This window comes from Nonomuraea fuscirosea (assembly GCF_035917475.1).
Taxonomy (GTDB): Bacteria; Actinomycetota; Actinomycetes; order Streptosporangiales; family Streptosporangiaceae; genus Nonomuraea; species Nonomuraea fuscirosea.
Genome location: NZ_CP109074.1, coordinates 7,804,225 through 7,824,124 on the forward strand (window position 1 = coordinate 7,804,225; position 19,900 = coordinate 7,824,124).

Here is a 19,900-nt window from a genome sequence, read left to right on the forward strand (position 1 = left end):
CGAAGCCCTGCCGGGAACCCCCCTGGGCCGGTCAAGCGGACGCGGCCACGACACCGGCTTCTCAGGCTTCTTAGACTGGAGAGGTGCCTGAGGGAGATGCCGTCTACCGCACCGCCGCCCGCCTCAGAGGCGCGCTCGACGGGCGCACGCTCACCCGGTCGGACTTCCGGGTCCCGCAGCACGCCACCGCCGACCTCACCGGCCGCGCGGTCCTCACCACCCTCTCACGCGGCAAGCATCTGCTCACCCGCGTCGAGGGCGGCCTGACCGTGCACACCCACCTGCGCATGGACGGAAGCTGGCTGGTCACGCCCGTCGGCCGGCGCACCGCCCCCGGCGACCGGGTACGGCTGATCCTGGCGAACGCGGAGTGGCAGGCGGTCGGCGTCAGGCTGGGAATGGTGGACCTGGTCAGGACCGGCGACGAGGCACGCCTGGTGGGCCACCTGGGGCCGGATCTGCTGGGGGCCGACTGGGACCCGGACGAGGCCGTGCGGAGGCTGCGAGCGGCGCCCGGCAGGACCATCGGGGAGGCGCTGCTCGATCAGCGCAACCTGGCGGGGATCGGCACGATCTTTCGCGCCGAGACCCTGTTCCTGCGCGGGGTCTGGCCGTGGAAGAAGGTCGGGGAGATCGAGGATCTCGACGGGCTGGTGGCACTGGCCCAGCGGCTGCTGGACGCCAACAAGGGACACGCGGGCACGGTCACCACAGGCGATCGCCGCCCGGCGAACGCGACGTGGGTCTACGGCAGGGCGGGGAGGCCCTGTCGCCGATGCGGCACCCGCATCAGCCGCGGGGAGATGGGGATGCGGCCACAGGAACGGCTGATCCTGTGGTGTGCGGGCTGCCAGCCGCGTTAGGCGGCCACCATGTCCTTGACTTCGGGGAACACGGAGTCGGAGATCGACCCGGGCGGAACCGTCTCGGAGAGGGCAAGGCGCTCGTGCTCGGGCACGTCGGCGAGCACAGGGGCAGCCTGGAGCTCCGCCAGCGCGAACTGGTCGGAAACCTCACGCAGCACCTGCGAAAGCGGCACCCCGAGCGCGCCGCAAATGGACGCGAGCAGCTCGGACGAGGCCTCCTTCTGGCCACGCTCCACCTCGGACAGGTAGCCGAGCGAGACGCGTGCCAGTGTCGACACCTCGCGCAGCGTGCGCCCTTGCCGCACCCGCAACCGCCTCAGCACGTCGCCGAGCAGCTGACGCAGCAGAATCATCTGTCGCTCCCTCCCCGGCGCGGATGTCTTCACCACGCCCCGCGCGATCGGTTCGTGCCGCACATTTTGCTTCTTCGCTTCGTACATACTCCTCGCCGTCATCACTGGGCGACTCCGCCCCTGGATCGCCGCTCGTGCCTCGTTGCGCGACTCATCAGGCCCGCCTGCCGGGCGCTCGGTGCTTGCAGTTGGCTCACGGACCTCACTCACAGCTCCACCGTACCCGTATCCACCGACACCGCGTCAGACCGTGCCTCGGATGTTCGCTCGGGACGTAACACGGTAATCACCCGGAATGTTCCCCTATGTTCGCCTTCAGCACACCTGACAGTAGATCGACTGCCTCGTCCACCGTCTCTACCCTGATACGTTCACGCGACCCTTCAAGTCTCAATTCCCGGGCCCAAATCTGCCCGCCGGGCCCCGCCACGGCCACGAAGACGGTGCCGACCGCCTTGCCGTCCTGCGGCTCGGGCCCCGCGACCCCCGTCACCGCCAGCCCGTACGTCGCCCCGCACACCCGCGCGGCCCCCGCCGCCATGCCGGCCGCCACCTGCGGATGCACGGCCCCCTCGCGCTCCAGCAGCTCACCCGGCACCCCCAGCAGCTCGTGCTTGAGATCGGTGGCGTAGGAGATCACCCCGCCCCTGAACGCCTTGGAGGAGCCGGACACCGCGGTGATCGCGGCCCCGATGAGCCCTCCGGTCAGCGACTCCGCCACGGCCACCGTGGCCCGCCGCTCCACCAGCATCGCCAGCATCTCGGCCACATCCGCCATCGATCACTCCCCGCGTGCCCGTTTGGCCACTTGACGCAGTCGCACGGCCCTGAAGATGTAGTCGACGCCCGTGGCCACGGTCACGACGACCGCTCCGCCCATCACCACCCACTTGACGGGGTCGGGAATGCCGGGCAGGAGGTAGAGCACGATGGCGGCGATCTGCAGCACGGTCTTGACCTTGCCGCCGTAGCTGGCCGGGATGACCGCGTGCCGCAGCAGCACGAGGCGCAGCCCGGTGATGGCCACCTCCCGGCCGACGATGACGATCGTGACCCACCAGGGCAGCTCGCCGAGGATCGACAGGCTCACCAGCGCCGCCCCGGTGAGCGCCTTGTCGGCGATCGGGTCGGCGATCTTGCCGAAGTCGGTGATGAGGCCGTAGCGCCGGGCCAGCTCGCCGTCGAGGTGATCGGTCAGCGAGGCCACCCCGAACAGCGCCAGCGCGCCCAGGCGCCAGCCCGTGCCCGGCAGGAAGAGACAGACGACGAAGAAGGGGACGAGCACCAACCGGAGGACCGTGAGGACGTTGGCGATGTTCCACGGGCTTACCACGCGGCGCTCGTCCCTTTTCATGGGCCGGCCTTGATGCGCGCGATCAGGTCAACCCCCTCGGCGTCGACCACCACCGCGCGTACGATCTGCCCCTTGACCAGGCCGATGCCCTGCACCGTGACCGAGCCGTCCACCTCCGGGCCCTGGTGCGCCGCCCTGCCCTCGTAGCCGCCGTCGCCGAGGTCGTCGTCGATCAGGACGTCGACCTCGGTGCCGATGCGCTCCTCCGCGCGCTGGGCGGTCAGTTCCTCGGCCAGTTCGGTGAGCACGCGCACGCGCTCGTCGACGACCTCCTGCTCCAGCTTGCCCGGCAGCCCCGCGGCCTCCGTGCCGTCCTCGTCGGAGTAGCCGAACACGCCGATCACGTCGAGCCTGGCCTGCTCCAGGAAGCCGACCAGCTCGCCGAACTCCTCCTCCGTCTCGCCGGGGAAGCCCACGATGAAGTTGGAGCGCACGCCCGCCTCGGGGGCGCGCTCGCGGACCGACTCCAGCAGCCCGAGAAAGCGCCCGGGGTCGCCGAAGCGGCGCATCCGGCGCAGCACCGTGCCGCTGGCGTGCTGGAAGGACAGGTCGAAGTAGGGGACGACGCCCTCGGTGGCGGTGAGCACCTCGATCAGGCCGGGACGCAGCTCGGCCGGCTGGAGGTAGCTGACCCGCACCCGTTCGATGCCCTCGACCGCGGCCAGCTCGGGCAGCAGCTTCTCCAGCGCCCGCAGGTCGCCCAGGTCCTTGCCGTAGGAGGTGGAGTTCTCGCTCACCAGGACCAGCTCGCGCACCCCCCTGTGAGCCAGCCAGTCGGCCTCGGCCAGCAGCTCGTCGGGCTTACGGGAGACGTAGGAGCCGCGGAAGGCGGGAATGGCGCAGAAGGTGCAGCGCCGGTCGCAGCCCGAGGCCAGCTTGAGCGAGGCCACCGGGCTCTCGTCGAGCCGTTTGCGCAGCACGCGCGGCCCGCTGGCGGGCGCCAGGCCCGCCGGCAGGTCACCGTGACCGGGGATGCTCGCCTTGGCCGCGCTGGCACGGTCCACCGGCGAGATGGGTAGCAGGGTGCGGCGGTCGCGTGGGCTGTGCGGCTTCAGCGGCCGGCCTTCGAGCACGTCGTCGAGGCGGCCGCCGATCTCGGCGTAGTCGTCGAAGGAGATGACCGCGCTGGCCTCGGGCAGTGCCTCGGCCAGCTCGTTGCCGTAGCGCTCGGCCATGCAGCCCGCAGCGACGACCTTGACGCCCGAGTCGGCGGCGGCCAGCAGCGTGTCGATGGAGTCCTTCTTGGCCGAGTCGATGAAGCCACACGTGTTGACGACGACGACATCGGGGTCGTCGTCGCCCAGCTGCCAACCGGCAGCCTCGAGTCGCGCGGCCAGCTCCTCGGAGTCGACCTCGTTGCGTGCGCAGCCCAGAGTGATCAGCGATGCGGTTCGGCGGGATGACATGGTGAACACTACGGTATCGGGAGTTGGCCACCACCTGTTGCACGGGCTCCCCCGCGCGACCCGCCCGCTGCTACCGTGACTGCGGTTTCGGCGGCCCGAACGAGCGCCGCACCATGTCCCCGCTGCCGCCGAGACCCTTGACCTTCTTGCCGTTGACGTGCAGCGTTACGGCTCCGGCGTCGGAAAGCAGCACGTTGACCTTCTCCGGCGCCTTCCAGGTGGACGTCTTGCCCGCCTTCAGCGTGCCCGAGAACAACTTCTGCCCTTCGGCGTCGTGCACGTTCACGTACGACGACCGCTTCGCCTTGATACGCACCGTCACCAGGCTCTTGGCGCTCACCTTGGACGGCGCCGGCCTGGGCGCCTCGGTGATCGGCGTGTTCGGCGGGACGCTGGGCCGGGCCGAGGCCGCCCGCACGTCTCCCGTCCGCACCTGGTCACTCGCACCGCCCAGCACCCGCATGGTGCCGAAGACCACGACGATGGCCAGGGCCACGCCCAGCGCCATCGTCCAGTTGGGCCCCCGGCGCTCGGGCACGTTGATCTTTCGGTCCGCCTGGAACACGGCCGAGGCCCGCACCGGTTGCGGCACCCCTCCGTGGTTCTGGTCGTAGAGATGGACCGTGGCCTCGGGGTCGAGCCCCACGGCGGCGGCCACGGCCCTGACATGCCCTCTGGCGTAGAAGTCACCCCCGCACTGGCCGTACTCATCCTGTTCCATGCCATGGATGATCGCCTCGCGAATCCTGGTAGCCGCGCTGACCTGCGCGACCGTTAGCCCGGCCGACTGCCTGGCCGCTGCCAGCATGGCCCCGATGCTCTGCTCCTGCACAGCGAACGCCCCCCACCACACCGACTACTCTTCGTGGTGGTACATATTCAATCAGTTATCGCCAGGCAAGCACGCATTGGGGTCATTCGCCACGCAGATCGGCCAGCAAACCAGGCAGATCGTCGGGCTTGACCAGCACTTCGCGGGCCTTGGAACCCTCGCTCGGGCCGACCACGTTGCGGCTCTCCAGCAGGTCCATCAGCCGCCCCGCCTTGGCGAACCCGACCCGCAGCTTGCGCTGCAACATCGAGGTCGAGCCGAACTGCGTGGTCACGATCAGCTCCGCCGCCTGGATCAGCACGTCGAGGTCGTCGCCGATCTCCTCGTCGATCTCCCGCTTGACCGGCGCCGCCGCGACGTCGTCGCGGTATTCGACCTGCATCTGCTCCTTGCAGTGCGAGACGATCCCGGCGATCTCCTTCTCCGAGACGAACGCGTTCTGGATCCGGATCGGCTTGCTCGCGCCCATCGGCAGGAACAGCGCGTCACCCTGGCCGACCAGCTTGTCGGCGCCGGGCTGGTCGAGGATGACCCGCGAGTCGGTGAGCGAGGACACCGCGAACGCCAGCCTGGACGGCACGTTGGCCTTGATCAGGCCGGTGACGACGTCCACGCTCGGCCGCTGGGTGGCGATCACCAGGTGGATGCCGGCCGCGCGGGCGAGCTGCGTGATGCGCACGATCGAGTCCTCGACGTCACGCGGGGCCACCATCATCAGGTCGGCCAGCTCGTCCACGATCACCAGCAGGTACGGATAAGGCTGGTAGACCCGCTCACTGCCGGGCGGCGGCTGCAGCTTGCCCGCCCGCACGGCCTTGTTGAACTCGTCGACGTGCCGGAACCCCGACGCGGCCAGGTCGTCGTAGCGCCGGTCCATCTCGCCCACGACCCATTCCAGGGCCTCGGCGGCCTTCTTCGGGTTCGTGATGATGGGGGTGATGAGGTGGGGGATGCCCTCGTACACGCTGAGCTCGACCCGCTTGGGGTCCACCAGCACCATGCGCACCTCGTCGGGGGTGGACCGCATGAGGATGCTGGTGATCAGCCCGTTGACGCAGACCGACTTGCCCGCGCCGGTGGCGCCCGCGATGAGCAGGTGGGGCATCTTGGCCAGGTTGGCCACGATGGTGCGGCCCTCGACGTCCTTGCCCAGGCCGACGATCATCGGATGGTGGTCGGCCTGCGCCACCTGGGAGCGCAGCACGTCACCGAGCGAGACCAGGTCCTTGTCGGCGTTGGGGATCTCGACGCCGATCGCCGACTTGCCCGGGATCGGCGACAGGATGCGCACGTCCGCCGACTTGACGGCGTAGGCGATGTTCTTGGTGAGCGCGGTGACCTTCTCGACCTTGACCGCGGGCCCGAGCTCGATCTCGTAGCGGGTCACGGTCGGCCCCCGCGTGAAGCCGATCACCTGCGCGTCGATGGCGAACTGCTCCAGCACGCTGGTGAGCGCGTTGACCACGGTCGTGTTGGCCTTGGTCTGCGGCTTGGGCGCCGTGCCCTGCTTGAGGTGCTGCAGATCGGGCAGCCCGTACGGGCCCGCCTGCGGCGACAGCACGAGCTGCTCGACCTTGCGCGGCGCGGGCGTCGGCTGCGGCGGCTCGGGCTTGCGCTCGGCCTCGGGAGCGGGCGGCTCCTCCTCGTCCGTCAGCCCCGGCACGATCTCGGGCGAGTGGTCTGGCCGCTTGTCCTTCTCGGCCAGCACCGGCGTGTCGTACGGCTTGACGATGTCGCCGCCCTCGCCGTCCTCGCCGCCTTCGCCCTTCTTGGTCCTGGTCCGCTTCCTGGCCGGCTGCTTCGGCGTCTCCTGCTCGGCGTGCCGCTCGAACAGCAGGTGCCTGAGCTCGGCCAGCCGCTCGGGGATGCGGTGCACCGGCGTGGCGGTGATCACCAGCACGCCGAACCCGGACAGGAGCAGCAGCAGCGGGATCGTCACCCACGGGGGCAGGATGCTCATCGGCGGCGCCGACACGATGAAGCCGACCATGCCGCCGGCCTGCGCCACCTTGTCCATGCCCTGGCCCTCGCCGGCCGGGTAGGGGGTGTCGTTGGCCACGTGGATGACGCCGAGCACGCCGACCATCAGCGCGGCCCAGCCGATCACCATGCGGCCGGTGTCGGCGTTCTGGTCGGGGTGGCGCAGATAGCGCCAGGCCAGCAGGCCGAGCAGCAGCGGCAGCGCCCAGGCCAGCGAGCCGAACACGCCGTGCACGGTCGCGTTGACCACTCCGGCCACCGCGCCGTCCGAGGTGCGCCAGGTCATGGCCGCGAGCACGATCGCACCCGCGAGCACGGTCAGGCCCACCCCGTCGCGGCGGTGCGCCGGATCGAGCTCCCTGGCGTTCTTGCCCAGCGCCCTGGCCGTGCTGCCGATGCCGTTGGCGAGCAGCATCCACAGCCCGACGATCAGCTTGCCGATCATGGTGAAGACCCAGCTGATCGGGTCCTGATGGGTCACCGGGGACTTGCGGCCGGACGCGGCCGTCTTGGCCCTGGGCCGCCCCGCCGGCGTGCTCCCGCGCTTGGCGGTGGTCGAGCGAGACGAGGCCGACCGCTTCGCCGGCCCCTTCGATGCGCTTTTCGGCGTACGGGTGGCCATGATGCCAAAGGTACGACGGAGACACCGCAGAACGCGCGCAGCCACGCCGATGTCCTGACACGAACCTCACCCGGCGGGCTCGTCCGCCCTGCTCATTCCCGCCCCCGTACGGACGACACCGCCTCGAACGCGGCCTGCATGGCCCCCACCCGGTCCGCCAGATCCTTGATCGCCTCCCGCAGCCCCTCGTCCTCCCCCTCCACCTCCGACAGCCCCGCGAGCCGCGACTCCACCGCCCCGAGCCGGCGCGCGAAACCCGCCAGCGCCTCGTGGTCGCGGACGAGCTGGGCGAGCAGCGCCGCCTGCTCCCTCAGCACCGAGGTCTTGCGGAACAGCTCCATGAACACCGTCACCTTGGAGCGCAGCACCCAGGGGTCGAAGGGCTTGGTGAGGTAGTCGACCGCGCCCACCGCGTATCCCCGGAAGGCCGAGCCCGCGCCCGGCTCGGTGCCGGTCAGGAAGATGATGGGCACGTCGCGGGTCTGGTCGAGGCGCTTGATGTGGGTGGCGGTCTCGAACCCGTCCATGCCCGGCATGAGCACGTCGAGCAGCACGACGGCGAAGTCGTGGCGCAGCATCAGCTTCATCGCCTCGGCCCCGACCTGGCCTTGAACAGGACCTGCTGCAACGGCCTGAGCACGGCCTCCAGCGCGACCAGGCTCTCCTCGTTGTCGTCCACGACCAGGATCTCGACCTGCCGGTTCATCCGCCGGTCTCCCGTTCACCCGCGAGCCGCCCCCGCATCACCTCCAGGAGCCGGTCCACGTCCACCGGTTTGGGCACGTAGTCCGAGGCTCCGCAGGCGATCGTCTTCTCCCTGTCGCCCGGCATGGCCTTGGCGGTGAGCGCGATGATGGGCAGGCCGGCGAAGGCGGGCGTCTGGCGTACGGCGGTGAGCGTCTCGTAGCCGTCCATCTCGGGCATCATCACGTCCATGGGGACGAGGGCGATGTCCTTCTCGCGTTCGAGGGCCTCCAGCCCCTCCCTGCCGTTCTCCGCGTAGACGATCTCCATGCCGAGGCGGCCGAGCACGTGCGTCGGGCGTAGACGTTGCGGATGTCGTCGTCCACGATGAGCACCCGCCGGCCCGCGAAGATCTCTCCGGCCGGGCTGTCCTTCAGCCGGATGAGCGTGGAGCGCCACGGGTCGTCGCCGTCGGCGGCCGGCCACCCGGCCGGGGTGGTGAGGGTCTCCGGCATCGGCTCCTCCGCCCACTCCAGCTCGTCCGCGAGCGTGGCCACGGCCCGGCCGGCCGGCACGAACAGGGTGAACGTGCTGCCCAGGCCGGGATCGCTGACGGCGAACGCGATCATCGGGCGGCCCTCGGGGTCGGGCCGGTCCCCGGCGACCGAGACGACCAGGCGCACCTCGCCGGCGGAGGTGAACTTGACCGCGTTCGACAGCAGGTTGCGCAGGATCTGCTGCAGCCGGCGCTCGTCGTTGTAGAGCTGGACGGGGGTGCCGGGGGTGACCTCGATCTCCAGCTTGAGCCCCCGGTCCACGGTCGGCGGGCGGAACGTGGCGTCCACGTAGTCGAGCAGCTTGCTCAGCGGCAGCCGCTCAGGCCGCACGTCCATGGTGTCCTTGAGCTGGAGGATCTCGCCCCGGGCGTCCACGGTGATCTTCTTGGACAGGTCGCCGTTGGCGCCTGGCCACCTCCGTACGCAGGCGGGACAGCTCGCCGGAGAGATGCTCGTTGCGGTCGAGGACCTGGTTGAGCGTCGTCGCCAGCTCGGCCAGGAAGGGATCGCCGGGCAGTTCGAGCCTGGCCCTGAAGTTGCCGTCACGCAGCCCGCGCAGCGCGACGAGCAGCGGGCGGAGATCCGCGGGATGGAGCGGTCCATGCGCGTAAGGGGATTCCAACTGCGCGACCATCGCGGCCTTCTTCACAACTGGAGGCGTCAACGGCATCAGTCTGCCACCCTGAGAGTGACCGAACTGCCACATCGAGTGATGTTCTAGGACGCAGAGTGGACACGACCAAGGTGTCGAGCACGGCCTTCGACGGCACTCCCCACGCACCGGCGCACGCCCGCAAGTTCGTCCGCCAGGTGCTCGGCGAGTGGCGCCTGAGCCACCTCGCCGAGGACGCCGTCCTGCTGACCAGCGAGCTCGTCACGAACGCGGTGGTGCACGCCGGCACCGGCGTGGAGCTGACCTGCCGGCTCGACGTCGACGCGAGCCCGGCCAGGCTGGAGATCGAGGTCGACGACCACCACCCCAGCCGGACCATCTCCGGCGTCGCGGCCCCCGCCGAAGACGACGACGGGCAGCCGGCCACCTCCGGTCGCGGCCTGGCCCTGGCCCAGATGCTCGCCGACGCCTGGGGGGTGACGTACACGAGGACGGCCAAGCGGGTCTGGGTGCGCCTGGAGATCGGCGAGGGCTGCGAGCAGCAGGAGATCCTGCCGGGCCCGACGGGCCTGGTCGCCACCCCCGTCGTGGCGCCGCTGGAGACCCTGCACGTCGGCGTGGTGGTCTGCGACCTCGACGGGGTGGTGGAGTCGTGGAACTCCGAGGCGGCCGAGTTGCTCGGCTGGCCGGCGGAGCTGGTGGTCGGCCGGTCGCTGAAGGAGCTGGTGGCCTGGCGCGGCTCGGGCCCGTACGCGCTGTCGCTGGCCGACACGCTCGGCCTCGGCCGCTGGCGGGGCGAGACGCGGATGCGGCACCGCGACGGCAGGCTCGTCCCCGTCTACGTCTCCCACCTGCGCACCCGCGGGCACGCCGGAGAGCGCAGGACGATCTGGATGATCGTGGCCTGCGACCACCGCCACGTCCTGACGCCGCCGCCCCAGCCGCTGCGCAGGGAGGCGGGCCGGCGGATCAAGGACCTGATCGACCACGACATGCCGCTCGCCGAGCTGCTCAGCACGATCGCCCAGATCGTGCAGGTGTCCAGCGCGGGCGACGCCTCCTACGTGCTGCTGGCCGCCGACACCGGCGGCCAGTTCGGCGTGGCCGCGGGCGCGGGCGCCACGGCGGGGCTGGTCGGGGTGCTGGCCACGGGCGTGTTCTGCGCCGACCGCAAGGCGCCCACGCTGATCGACGATCTGCTCGGCTCGGACGTGGAGCTGGCCGAGCAGCTGCGCGCCAGGTCGCTGGCGTGCGCGCCGCTGCTGGTGTCCGGCGAGGTGATCGGCTATCTCGTGGTCACGGCCGCGCAGCCGTCGCGCTTCGACCAGGAGCTGACGGTCAGCCTGCAGCACATCGCCGACCAGGTGGCGGTGCCGGTGCAGCGGGAGCGGCTGGCCGAGCGCGACCGGGCGCACCGGGGGCGGCTGTCGTTCCTGGCCGAGGCGGGCGAGCTGCTGGCCGGCGTGCACGACGAGGAGCTGATCGCGGCGCTGACGGCGCAGCTCGTGGTGCCGAAGATCGCCACGTGGGCGGCGGTCTACCTGACCGATCTGGCCGGCATGACCAGGCTCGCCCACGTCTGGCACAGCAAGGAGAGCCACAACTCCGCGCTGCGCAAGTCGCTGCCCGCCATCCCCCGCACGGCGCTGCACGAGGTGGCCTGGCCGGTGGGCCCCGAGACGGTGCTGGCCTTCCCGCTGCTGACCCAGGGCCGGTCGCACGGCGCGCTGGTGATCGGCCGCACCGACCCGACGCTGCCGCTGGAGCTGGCCGACCTGCTGGCGGACCTGTGCCGCCTGGTGGCGCTCAACCTGCACACGGCCATGCTGTACGCCAGGCAGGCGACCACCTCCCGCGTGCTGCAGCGCAGCCTGCTGCCGATGCGGGTGGCCCCCATGCCGGGCCTGGAGTCCGCGGTGGTCTATGAGCCGGCCGAGGAGGGCGCCGACGTCGGGGGCGACTTCTACGACCTGTTCACGGTGGCCGACCACTGGTGCTTCGCGCTCGGCGACGTGTGCGGCAGCGGCCCTGAGGCGGCCGCGGTCACCGGCCTGGCCAGGCACGCCGTACGCCTGCTGGCCAAGGAGCACTACACGGTGGCCGACATCTTCGACCGGCTCAACCAGGCGCTGCTCGACGAGGGCGACGAGGGCAGGTTCCTCAGCCTGCTGTGCGGCGAGCTGACCCCGCTGCCGCAGGGCGGCGCACTGTGCACGATCGCCTCAGCCGGCCACCCTCCGCCTCTCCTGCTGCGCACCAGCGGCGAGGTCGAGACCATGGCGACCCCGCAACTGCTGCTCGGCATCGAGTCCGGCGCCAGGTTCTACGTGGAGACGTTCGAGCTGGCGCCGGAGGAGGTGCTGCTGTGCGTCACCGACGGCGTGACCGAGCGCCGCGCCGGCGGCCGGCTGCTCGACGACGGCGACGGGCTGTCCGAGCTGCTGTCGGGCTGCACGGGCCTCAGCGCCCACGCCGTGGCCGAGCGGGTGCGGCACGCCGTCGAGACGTTCGCCGCCGAGCCGTCGCAGGACGACATGGCGCTGCTGGTGATCAAGGCCTCCGGCGCCCTGCGGCAGGTCAGATGAACCGGTACGTCGTGGTCGAGGTGCGCCGCTCGCCCGGGCGCAGCACGGTGGAGGGGAACTGGGGCTGGTTGGGCGAGTCGGGGAAGTGCTGCGTCTCCAGGCACAGCCCCGCGAACGGCCCGTACGGCGTCTGCACCCCGTCGAGCATGCCGCCGGCGTAGAACTGCACGCCCGGCTCGGTGGTGGTGACCTCCATGGTGAGGCCGCCGCCCTTGACCTCGATGCCGCCGTCGAGCACGAAGCAGTGGTCGTAGCCGCCGTCGTAGCGCTCGCCCACAGCGTGCGGCTCGGTGAAGTCGAACGGCGTGCCCTTGACCGGCGCCGGCTCGCCCGTGGGGATCTTGTCGTCGTCCACCGGCAGGTAGTGGGCGGCGTCCATCCTGATGACGTGGTCGAGGACGTCGCCCTCGCCCTTGAGGTTGAAGTAGGAGTGGTTGGTCAGGTTGACCACGGTGGGCGCGTCGCTCTCGGCCGCGTAGTCGATCCGCAGCGCGTCGCCGTCCAGCGTGTACGTGACCGAGGCCGTCAGCGTGCCGGGGAAGCCCTGGTCGCCGTCTGGGCTGGTCAGCGTCAGGGTCACCGACGACTCGCTCTGCGCGGCGATCGTCCACACCCTGCTGTCGAAGCCCTCGGTGCCGCCGTGCAGGCAGTTGGGGCCGTTGTTGGCGGGCAGCAGGTGCTCGGTGCCGTCGAGGGTGAAGCGGGCGTGGGCGATGCGGTTGCCGTAGCGGCCGACGACGGCGCCGAAGTAGCGGCTGCGCGTCAGGTAGTCCTCGATCGTGTCGAGCCCGAGCGCGACGTTGACTCCGTCGACCTCCAGCCTGCGCACGACGGCGCCGTAGGTCAGCACGTCGGCGCGCAGCCGTCCCGACACCAGCTCCACCTGTTCGACCTGCTCGCCCGAAGGCAGCGTTCCGAAGTTCATGACGGCGCTCATTTATGGGGCCCTTCCCGTGGACTCGCGGACTATGAGGTCGGTGTCGAGGGTCACGGTCGCGCCCTCTCCCCCCGACTGCAGGAGCAGGTCGACGGCCATCCTTCCCGCCGCGGCGGCCGGCATGGCCACCGTGGTCAGCTTGGGGCGGTTGAGCCGTCCCGGAAGGATGTCGTCGAACCCGATCACACTTATCTGGTCTGGTACCCCTATCTCCATCGCCGACAGCCCCTCGATGAGTCCGAGTGCGAGGAGGTCGTTGTAGGCCAGCACCGCGGTCGCCCCGCAGGCGGCCACCTCGGGGGCCACGGCCAGGCCGCCGCCCTCCGTGGGCTGGTTGGGGCCGAAGAAGACCAGGTCGAGCCCGACCGCCTCGGCGGCCGCGCCCTGCATCTCGTTGCTGGTCCACGAGCCGATCGGGCCGGAAACGAGCGCGATCCTGTGGTGGCCGAGCGCGGCCAGGTGGTCGAGGGCGAGCTTGGCGCCCTGGGCGACGTTCATGAGCACGGCGGCCATGCCCTTGATCCGCCGGTTGACCACCACGAACGGCACGTCCTCCGCCAGCCGCTCGATCATCTTGTTCGACAGCCGGGGGCTGCACAGCAGGACGCCGTCCACCTGCTTGGCGAAGGTCCTGATCAGCTCTTCCTCGACCCGGGGGTCCTCGTCGGTGTCGGCCACGAAGACGTGGTAGTCACGGCCTCTGGCCTGCGACTGGGCCGCCTTGATGAGCGGCGGGAAGAACGGGTTGGCGATGTCGGCCACGATCAGGCCCATGTTGAACGTGCGCCCCGTGGTGAGCGCCCTGGCGGCGCGGTTGGGCCGGTAGCCGAGGTCTTCGGCGGCGGCCAGCACCCGGGTCCTGGTGGCCGGGTTGACCAGGTGCGGCGCGGAGAACGTCCGGGACACGGTGGAGACGTGGACGCCGCAGGCGCGGGCCACGTCCTTGATCGTCGCCGCCATCGCCGTCCTCCCATGCAAACGGTTGCCAGATCAAACCTTTGCGTTCGCGGCTGACGCCGTCAAGGTTCTTGCAACCGGTTGCCACGACAGGCTGGTCAGCTCACCACTTCCCGCCGAGCTCGTTCAGCGTGAAGACGCCGCCCGCGCGGTGGTGCAGCGGCTCGGACAGGTCGGGCTCGCCCTGCGTCTCGATGAGGGCGGCGGCGAACGGCTCGGAGCTGTCCTTGGACTCGAACCCGATGGCCTCGGCCTCCTCCAGCGACCACCAGCGGCGCGGGCTGTCGGAGACGCCCCAGACCACGTGGTAGCCGGTCGCGCTCAGCCCGGCTTCGACCAGGCGGGTCAGGTCGTCGGGCGAGATCCAGGTGGCCAGCCCGCGCGTGTCGGCGGGGGCCTCGTTGCAGGTGCCGAGGCGGACGACGGTGACGTTCATGCCGAAGCGGTCGTGGTAGAGGCTGCCGAGGGCCTCCATGACGACCTTGCTCACGCCGTAGAAGGTGTCCGGCCTGGGGAAGGCGTAGTCGGGCAGGTCCTCGCCGGACGCGGAACGGGTCTGGTAGCCGGCCGCGTGGTGGCTGCCCATGAGCAGGAGGTGCTCGACCCCCTCCTTCCGCGCCGCCTCCAGCAGCACCTGGGTGCCGTTGATGTTGGCCTGCACGATGTCGGCCCAGGGGTGTTCCCTGCTCTGGCCGCCGAGGTGCAGCACGGCGTCCACGCCCTTCATCGCCTCGGCCACAGCGGCCGGGTCGGTCAGGTCGGCCGTCACCCATTCCTCGCCGGGCCCGGGCTCGACCGGCTGGATGTCGGAAAGCCGCAGCGTGCGGCCCGCACGCGCGAGCCGTGGCCGGAGCAGCGTCCCGACCTTTCCCGAGGCCCCTGTCATGAGAATGCGCATGCCTCAATGATGTACACGAATCTGACTGAAATTCACATCCTTGAATATTGACCGTGAGCCGTGCCACTAGTTACGTTCACAGGCACACATCCAAGTCCACGACTCATGTCCACATATGTGAACAGGAGGCGGTCTGATGTCACATCGTCTGCTGGGAGCCGCGATGACCGCGGCTCTGGCCTTAGGAGTGACAGCCTGCGGTTCCGGGGGCTCATCATCATCTAGTTCCGACAACGCCTTGGAGATCTGGATCAGGCAGCCGCCCGATTCCGAGTCCGCCAAGACCGCCGTGAAGCTGGCCGACGCCTTTACCAAGGCCAGTGGCGTGAAGACGAAAGTCGTCGCCCTTTTCGACGACTTCGAGACCAAACTGAACCAGCAGGCGGCGCAGAAGGACCTGCCCGACATCGTCATCAACGACACCGCCCAGCTCGGCAACATGGTGTCACAGGGGTGGCTGCAGCCGGTCGACAAAGCCGCGCTCAAGGGCGGCGACCAGCTCGCGGAGACCGCCTGGACGGCCGCCACCGGGGCCGACGGCAAGTTCTACGCGGCCCCGTTCTCGGCCCAGTCGTTCGCGCTGATCGTACGCAAGGACTGGCGCGAGAAGGTGGACATGGAGCCTCCCGCGACCTGGGAGGACCTGGCCAAGCTGGCCGTCGCGTTCACCGAGAAGGACCCCGACGGCAACGGCCAGAAGGACACCGCCGGTCTCGTGGCCCCCGCGGGCACCAAGCGCGGCTACGCCTCCTGGTACGCCTCCTCGCTCATCTACGCCAACGGCGGCGACTTCATCAAGGCCACCGGCGGGGGCAAGTACGCCGCCACGGTGAACGATCCCAAGACCGTGGAGGCCGTGCAGTTCCTCCAGGACCAGTTCTGCAAGACCAAGACCGTCAACCCGGGCGCCGTCAGCAACGACACCACCGTCACGCACGAGGTGTTCGAGAAGGGCCAGGGCGGCATCTACCTGGTCGGTCCTTACGTGCTGGCCAGGTTCGTCAACAGCATCGGCACCGACAAGATCGAGGTCCTGCCGGTGCCCAAGGGCCCGTCCGGCGGTCCCGGCACGCTCGGCGAGGGCGAGAACGTCTACATGATGGCCGGGTCCCCGAACCCGGACAACCAGAAGAAGTTCGCCGAGTTCGCCATCTCGCCCGAGGGCCAGAAGATCGGCATGAACAAGGACGCCAACGGCGCCATCGTCCGCCTGCCGGTCAACACCACGGTCGACATGGCCGCCGAGCGGCAGGACCCGCGCTGGAAGGTGTTCCAGGAGTCGTACGCGAACGCCGTCTACGCCCCGCCGGTGCCCAACTGGGCGCCGATCCGCCAGACCTCCGCCGACACCATCAACGCGGTCTGGGCCGACTGCTCCGCCAACGTCAAGACGGCGATGGATGAGCTCAACACGAAGCTCACCCAGGAACTGCAGAGCCAGAAAGCGTCATGACCTCCACACTCGCCCCGGCGTCCGGCCGGACGGCGGCTCCCGGCCACCCGCCGAAATCGGCGCGGTGGCGGGGGCCGCTGATCGCCTGGCTGTTCCTGGCGCCCGCGCTGCTGCTCTTCCTGTACTTCAAGTTCATCCCGATGTTCGTGGGCCTGTGGAAGAGCCTGTTCAAGGTCCAGACGTTCCTCGGTGACGAGTGGGTCGGGTTTCAGAACTACCAGACGATCATCACCGACGACGAGTTCGGCGCGGCGATCTGGCACAGCGTCGTGCTGGCCTTCGGCACCACGCTCGGCTCGCTCGTGCTGGGCCTCGGGCTGGCGCTGCTCATCGAGGGGCCGGCGCGGTACCTGTGGTTCGTCAGGACCGCGGCCTTCCTGCCGGTCGTGACCACGATGGCGGCCGTGGCCGAGGTGTGGCGGATCATGTTCCACCCGGCCGACAGCGGGATGCTCAACATCGTGATCGGCTGGGCAGGCGTCGATCCGCAGCCGTGGCTGGCCAGCGAGGACTCCTCGCTGATGTCGATCATGCTGATGAGCATCTGGCGCGGCACCCCGTACGACATGATGATCTTCCTGGCCGGTCTGGTCGGCGTGAACCGCAGCCTGTACGAGGCCGCGGCCGTGGACGGCGCCTCCACCTGGCGGCGGCTGCGGCACATCACGCTGCCCGCGCTGCGGCCGGTGTTCTGGATCCTGTTCACGCTGGCGGCCATCCGCGGCCTGCGCGTCTTCGTCGAGGTCTACGTCCTGACGAACGGCGGTCCGAACGGCTCGTCCGAAGTGCTGATGACCTTGATCTACAAGCTCGGGTTCCAGAAGAACGAGCTGGGGGTCGCCTCGGCGGGCGGGATCGTGCTGTTCCTGGCCACGCTGGCGCTCACCGTGATCGTGCAGATGTTGCGCAGGAGGCAGGCGGCATGAGGTTCGACAGCGCGCTGGGCCTGGAGTCGCGGCGTGGCCCGTTGGCCACCACCGGAAAGGTCCTGATTTATGGGGCTATGGTGGTTGTTTTCACCGGGCCGCTGATCGGGCTGCTCATGAGCGCCTTCAACAAGACCCTGGACCCCACCTCCTTCTCCCTGTGGCCGGACGAGTTCACCCTGGAGAACTTCATCAAGGCCCAGGACAAGAACGTCTACCTGTACCTGCTCAACTCCTTCATCGTCGTGGGCTTCGGGCTGCTGCTGCAGGTGCTGGTGAGCGTCTTCGCGGCGTACTCGCTGGCCCGCAAGAAGTTCCGCGGCATGACGTTCGTGATGCTGCTCATGCTCGCCACGATGATGCTCCCCGAGGAGATCATCGCGATCCCCCTCTCCCTCGTCCTGGCCGACATGCCGCTGCTGCACGTCAACCTCATCGGCACGTACGCCGGCATGATCCTGCCCGTCGGAGCCTGGGGGTTCTCCATCCTCGTCATGACCGAGTTCATGAAGGAGGTGCCGGTCGAACTGGAGGAGGCGGCGCGCATCGACGGCGCGGGGGAGCTGCGCATCTTCGCCACGATCATCCTGCCGCTGTGCCGCCCCGCGCTCGGCGTGATCGGCGTCTTCGGCTTCACGATGATCTGGGACCAGTACCTGCTCCCCCTGATCGTCGCGCCCCAGTCGGACATGTGGACGCTGCCCGTCGCGCTGCGCTCGTTGCGCTCGGATGAGGAGGTCGGGATCGGCGTGCTGCTGGCGGCCTCGCTGCTGGCGCTGCTGCCGTCGATCATCGCGTTCCTGGCGTTCCAGCGGCAGTTCATGCGCGGGCTGACGAGCGGCGCGGTCAAGGGCTGAGTGTCCATGTATCTGGACGGCATCCCATATCCTGGATGCCCGAGCCCGCCGATGGATACGAGATGGGATGAGCATGGAGCCCCAGCTGGTCAAGTCCGCCGAGCGGACCGTCCGCATCCTGGAAACTCTCGCAGATTCACACGACCACCTGACGCTGTCGGAGCTCCAGCAGCGGACCGGATTCCCGCGCAGCAGCCTGCACGCCCTCATGCGCACCCTGGTCGAGCTCAACTGGGTCGAGACCGACGCGGCCAGGTCGGCGTTCGGGATCGGGCCCCACGCGCTGCTCACCGGCACCGCCTACCTCGACAAGGACCTCGCGCTCCCGTTCGCCCAGGAGAGTCTGGAGGACTTGCGCGACGAGATCGGGCATACCGTGCACTTCGCCCGCCGCGACGGAGCCCACGTGCTCTATCTCGCGACCCGCGACTCCCGCGAGGCCGACCACATCATCCCCCGCGTCGGCCGGCGGCTGCCCGCCCACGTCACCGCGCTCGGCCAGGTGCTGCTCGCCCAGCTCACCGATGACGAGGTCGAGGCGCTGCTGCCCCAGCCGCTGACCGGGCTGACCGACCACACGATCACCGATCTGACCAAGCTCACCGGCGAACTCGACCAGGTCCGCACCCGCGGCTGGTCCTACGAACGCGAGCAGGGCACGCCCGGCGTGGCCTGCGTGGCCGTGGCCGTCGACTACCGCATCCCGGCCACGGACGCGATCAGCTGCTCGATGCCCGCCGGGCTCCCGCCCACCGACGTCGAGCAGATCATCGAAGCGGTGATCAAACACACCCGGAAGCTGGCTGCCACTCTCCGCAGGGAGGGCATCCGCTAGACAGGAGATGTTCTATGCGGCTCGACGGCGTTCTGTTCTTCCCGGTCACCCCGTTCGGCCCCGACGGCCGCCTCGTCGAACCCGTCCTCGCCCGGCACGTGTCCGACGGGGTCGTGGCCGGGGCCGGCGGCGTGTTCACGGCGTGCGGCACCGGCGAGTTCAACGCCCTCGACCTCGACGAGTACACCCGCGTCGTGGCCACCGCGGTCACCGCCACCGCCGGCCGCGCACCCGTGTTCGCCGGTGCCGGCGGCCCCCTCCCCTCCGCCCGCGCCCTCGCCCGCGCGGCCGCCGCCCAGGGCGCCGACGGCCTGCTGCTCATGCCCCCGTACCTGGTCACCGGCCCCACCGCCGGCCTGACCCGTTACGTCCGCGACGTGGCCGAGGCCGGCGGCCTGCCGTGCGTCATCTACCAGCGCGGCAACGCCCGCTTCACCCCCGCCGCCGTGGCCGAACTGGCCCGCCACCCGCACGTGATCGGCTTCAAGGACGGCCTGGGCGACTTCGACCTGCTGCAACGCATCATCCTGACCGTCCGCGCCAGCGGCGGCGAGGACTTCACCTTCTTCAACGGCCTGCCGACGGCCGAGCTGACCGTGCCCGCCTACCGGGGGATCGGCGTCAACCTCTACTCCAGCGCCGTCTTCGCCTTCGCCCCCGAGATCGCCGTCGCCTTCCACAAGGCCGTGACCGGGGGCGACGAGGTCATGGCCCGGCGGCTGCTCACCGACTTCTATCTGCCGCTGGTGGAGTTGCGCGATCTCGTCCCCGGGTACGCGGTGTCGCTGGTCAAGGCGGGGGTGCGGATGCGGGGGCTGAAGGTCGGCGGGGTACGGGCGCCGTTGGCGGACCCGGCTCCCGAGCATCTGCGTGTCCTGGAACGGCTCATCGACGCTGGGATGGGGCTCGTGGGCGGCTGAGCCGGGGTCGTACTGCGCTGGGCACCCCTCGTTCCGCCCAATCAGACGACGGCACCGACCGTGGGGGACGGGGGCCCATGACCACGGGGGGCGGGGTCGCAGGCCCCGTCACCACAAGTTACGGGACCCGTCACCACAGATCACTCGACCTACCACCACGGACCACGGGCCCCCGCCACCACGAGCCACGAGGCGCAGGCCCCGTGGCCCATCGTCACCAGTCGCAGGCCCGTCACCACGGATCACGGACCCCTCGCCACAGACC

Annotated in this window: 21 protein-coding genes; 7 read left to right on the plus strand and 14 right to left on the minus strand. The window is 70.0% G+C overall.

The window, feature by feature from the left end; genetic code table 11:
- Positions 1-83 precede the first annotated feature (83 nt).
- Positions 84-863 carry a DNA-formamidopyrimidine glycosylase family protein gene (locus OIE67_RS35425; protein ID WP_326628701.1) on the plus strand — a complete coding sequence of 260 codons (780 nt, stop codon included), beginning with the start codon at positions 84-86 and terminating at the stop codon, positions 861-863.
- Here OIE67_RS35425 and OIE67_RS35430 read toward each other — a convergent pair.
- The 11 genes from OIE67_RS35430 to OIE67_RS35480 all read right to left on the minus strand — a co-directional run bounded on the left by OIE67_RS35430 (position 860) and on the right by OIE67_RS35480 (position 9,318).
- Positions 860-1,219, minus strand: coding sequence for a helix-turn-helix domain-containing protein (locus OIE67_RS35430; protein ID WP_106236030.1), 360 nt, complete (start codon positions 1,217-1,219; stop codon positions 860-862). The two genes, OIE67_RS35425 and OIE67_RS35430, sit on opposite strands and share 4 nt — an antisense overlap.
- Before the next feature lie 286 nt (positions 1,220-1,505).
- Positions 1,506-1,997 carry a CinA family protein gene (locus OIE67_RS35435; RefSeq protein WP_326628702.1) on the minus strand — a complete coding sequence of 164 codons (492 nt, stop codon included), beginning with the start codon at positions 1,995-1,997 and terminating at the stop codon, positions 1,506-1,508.
- A gap of 3 nt (positions 1,998-2,000) precedes the next feature.
- Positions 2,001-2,573, minus strand: coding sequence for a CDP-diacylglycerol--glycerol-3-phosphate 3-phosphatidyltransferase (gene pgsA, locus OIE67_RS35440; RefSeq protein ID WP_326628705.1), 573 nt, complete (start codon positions 2,571-2,573; stop codon positions 2,001-2,003).
- Positions 2,570-3,979, minus strand: a complete 1,410-nt coding sequence (rimO, locus tag OIE67_RS35445; RefSeq protein ID WP_326628707.1) for a 30S ribosomal protein S12 methylthiotransferase RimO — start codon at positions 3,977-3,979, stop codon at positions 2,570-2,572. Before rimO ends, pgsA begins: the two co-directional genes overlap by 4 nt.
- A gap of 70 nt (positions 3,980-4,049) precedes the next feature.
- Entirely contained in the window at positions 4,050-4,787 is a 738-nt protein-coding gene (locus tag OIE67_RS35450; protein ID WP_326645555.1) for a helix-turn-helix domain-containing protein, read from the minus strand.
- Positions 4,788-4,893: 106 nt separating this feature from the next.
- A complete protein-coding gene (locus tag OIE67_RS35455) occupies positions 4,894-7,413 on the minus strand; it encodes a DNA translocase FtsK (RefSeq protein WP_326628709.1) in 2,520 nt (839 codons plus the stop codon).
- 92 nt (positions 7,414-7,505) lie between these two features.
- On the minus strand, positions 7,506-8,000 hold the full coding sequence (locus OIE67_RS35460; RefSeq protein ID WP_326628711.1) for a response regulator: 495 nt from the start codon (positions 7,998-8,000) through the stop codon (positions 7,506-7,508).
- Complete coding sequence (locus OIE67_RS35465) at positions 7,997-8,119, minus strand: response regulator (RefSeq protein WP_326628713.1); 123 nt, start codon at positions 8,117-8,119, stop codon at positions 7,997-7,999. Before OIE67_RS35465 ends, OIE67_RS35460 begins: the two co-directional genes overlap by 4 nt.
- Positions 8,116-8,445: a response regulator gene (locus OIE67_RS35470; RefSeq protein ID WP_456094137.1), complete on the minus strand. Its 330-nt coding sequence runs from the start codon at positions 8,443-8,445 to the stop codon at positions 8,116-8,118. The genes OIE67_RS35465 and OIE67_RS35470 overlap by 4 nt, the downstream gene beginning before the upstream one ends.
- Positions 8,340-9,029, minus strand: a complete 690-nt coding sequence (locus OIE67_RS35475) for an ATP-binding protein (protein WP_326628718.1) — start codon at positions 9,027-9,029, stop codon at positions 8,340-8,342. Before OIE67_RS35475 ends, OIE67_RS35470 begins: the two co-directional genes overlap by 106 nt.
- On the minus strand, positions 8,974-9,318 hold the full coding sequence (locus OIE67_RS35480; RefSeq protein ID WP_326628721.1) for a hypothetical protein: 345 nt from the start codon (positions 9,316-9,318) through the stop codon (positions 8,974-8,976). The genes OIE67_RS35475 and OIE67_RS35480 overlap by 56 nt, the downstream gene beginning before the upstream one ends.
- Before the next feature lie 65 nt (positions 9,319-9,383).
- Between OIE67_RS35480 and OIE67_RS35485 the strand changes: the two genes are divergently transcribed.
- Entirely contained in the window at positions 9,384-11,852 is a 2,469-nt protein-coding gene (locus OIE67_RS35485; protein WP_326628723.1) for a SpoIIE family protein phosphatase, read from the plus strand.
- On the opposite strand, the gene OIE67_RS35490 is transcribed toward OIE67_RS35485, so the two are convergent.
- From OIE67_RS35490 to OIE67_RS35500, 3 genes are all read right to left on the minus strand, one after another.
- Positions 11,845-12,777: an aldose epimerase family protein gene (locus OIE67_RS35490; protein ID WP_326628725.1), complete on the minus strand. Its 933-nt coding sequence runs from the start codon at positions 12,775-12,777 to the stop codon at positions 11,845-11,847. The two genes, OIE67_RS35485 and OIE67_RS35490, sit on opposite strands and share 8 nt — an antisense overlap.
- Before the next feature lie 12 nt (positions 12,778-12,789).
- Positions 12,790-13,749 (minus strand): LacI family DNA-binding transcriptional regulator, encoded by a 960-nt coding sequence (locus tag OIE67_RS35495; protein WP_326628728.1) that lies wholly within the window; start codon positions 13,747-13,749, stop codon positions 12,790-12,792.
- Between the two features lie 100 nt (positions 13,750-13,849).
- Positions 13,850-14,644, minus strand: a complete 795-nt coding sequence (locus OIE67_RS35500; protein WP_326628730.1) for an NAD-dependent epimerase/dehydratase family protein — start codon at positions 14,642-14,644, stop codon at positions 13,850-13,852.
- 238 nt (positions 14,645-14,882) lie between these two features.
- On the opposite strand from OIE67_RS35500, the gene OIE67_RS35505 reads away from it, so the two are divergent.
- The 5 genes from OIE67_RS35505 to OIE67_RS35525 all read left to right on the plus strand — a co-directional run bounded on the left by OIE67_RS35505 (position 14,883) and on the right by OIE67_RS35525 (position 19,635).
- Positions 14,883-16,097, plus strand: a complete 1,215-nt coding sequence (locus tag OIE67_RS35505) for an ABC transporter substrate-binding protein (protein WP_326628732.1) — start codon at positions 14,883-14,885, stop codon at positions 16,095-16,097.
- Positions 16,094-17,023 (plus strand): carbohydrate ABC transporter permease, encoded by a 930-nt coding sequence (locus OIE67_RS35510; protein WP_245955584.1) that lies wholly within the window; start codon positions 16,094-16,096, stop codon positions 17,021-17,023. Before OIE67_RS35505 ends, OIE67_RS35510 begins: the two co-directional genes overlap by 4 nt.
- Entirely contained in the window at positions 17,020-17,880 is an 861-nt protein-coding gene (locus OIE67_RS35515) for a carbohydrate ABC transporter permease (protein ID WP_326628736.1), read from the plus strand. The genes OIE67_RS35510 and OIE67_RS35515 overlap by 4 nt, the downstream gene beginning before the upstream one ends.
- Positions 17,881-17,947: 67 nt before the next feature.
- Positions 17,948-18,715, plus strand: a complete 768-nt coding sequence (locus OIE67_RS35520) for an IclR family transcriptional regulator (RefSeq protein WP_326628737.1) — start codon at positions 17,948-17,950, stop codon at positions 18,713-18,715.
- Positions 18,716-18,729: 14 nt separating this feature from the next.
- The gene (locus OIE67_RS35525) at positions 18,730-19,635 is read left to right on the plus strand and encodes a 5-dehydro-4-deoxyglucarate dehydratase (RefSeq protein ID WP_326628738.1); all 906 of its coding nucleotides are present in this window, start codon (positions 18,730-18,732) and stop codon (positions 19,633-19,635) included.
- The last annotated feature ends 265 nt before the right edge of the window (positions 19,636-19,900 follow it).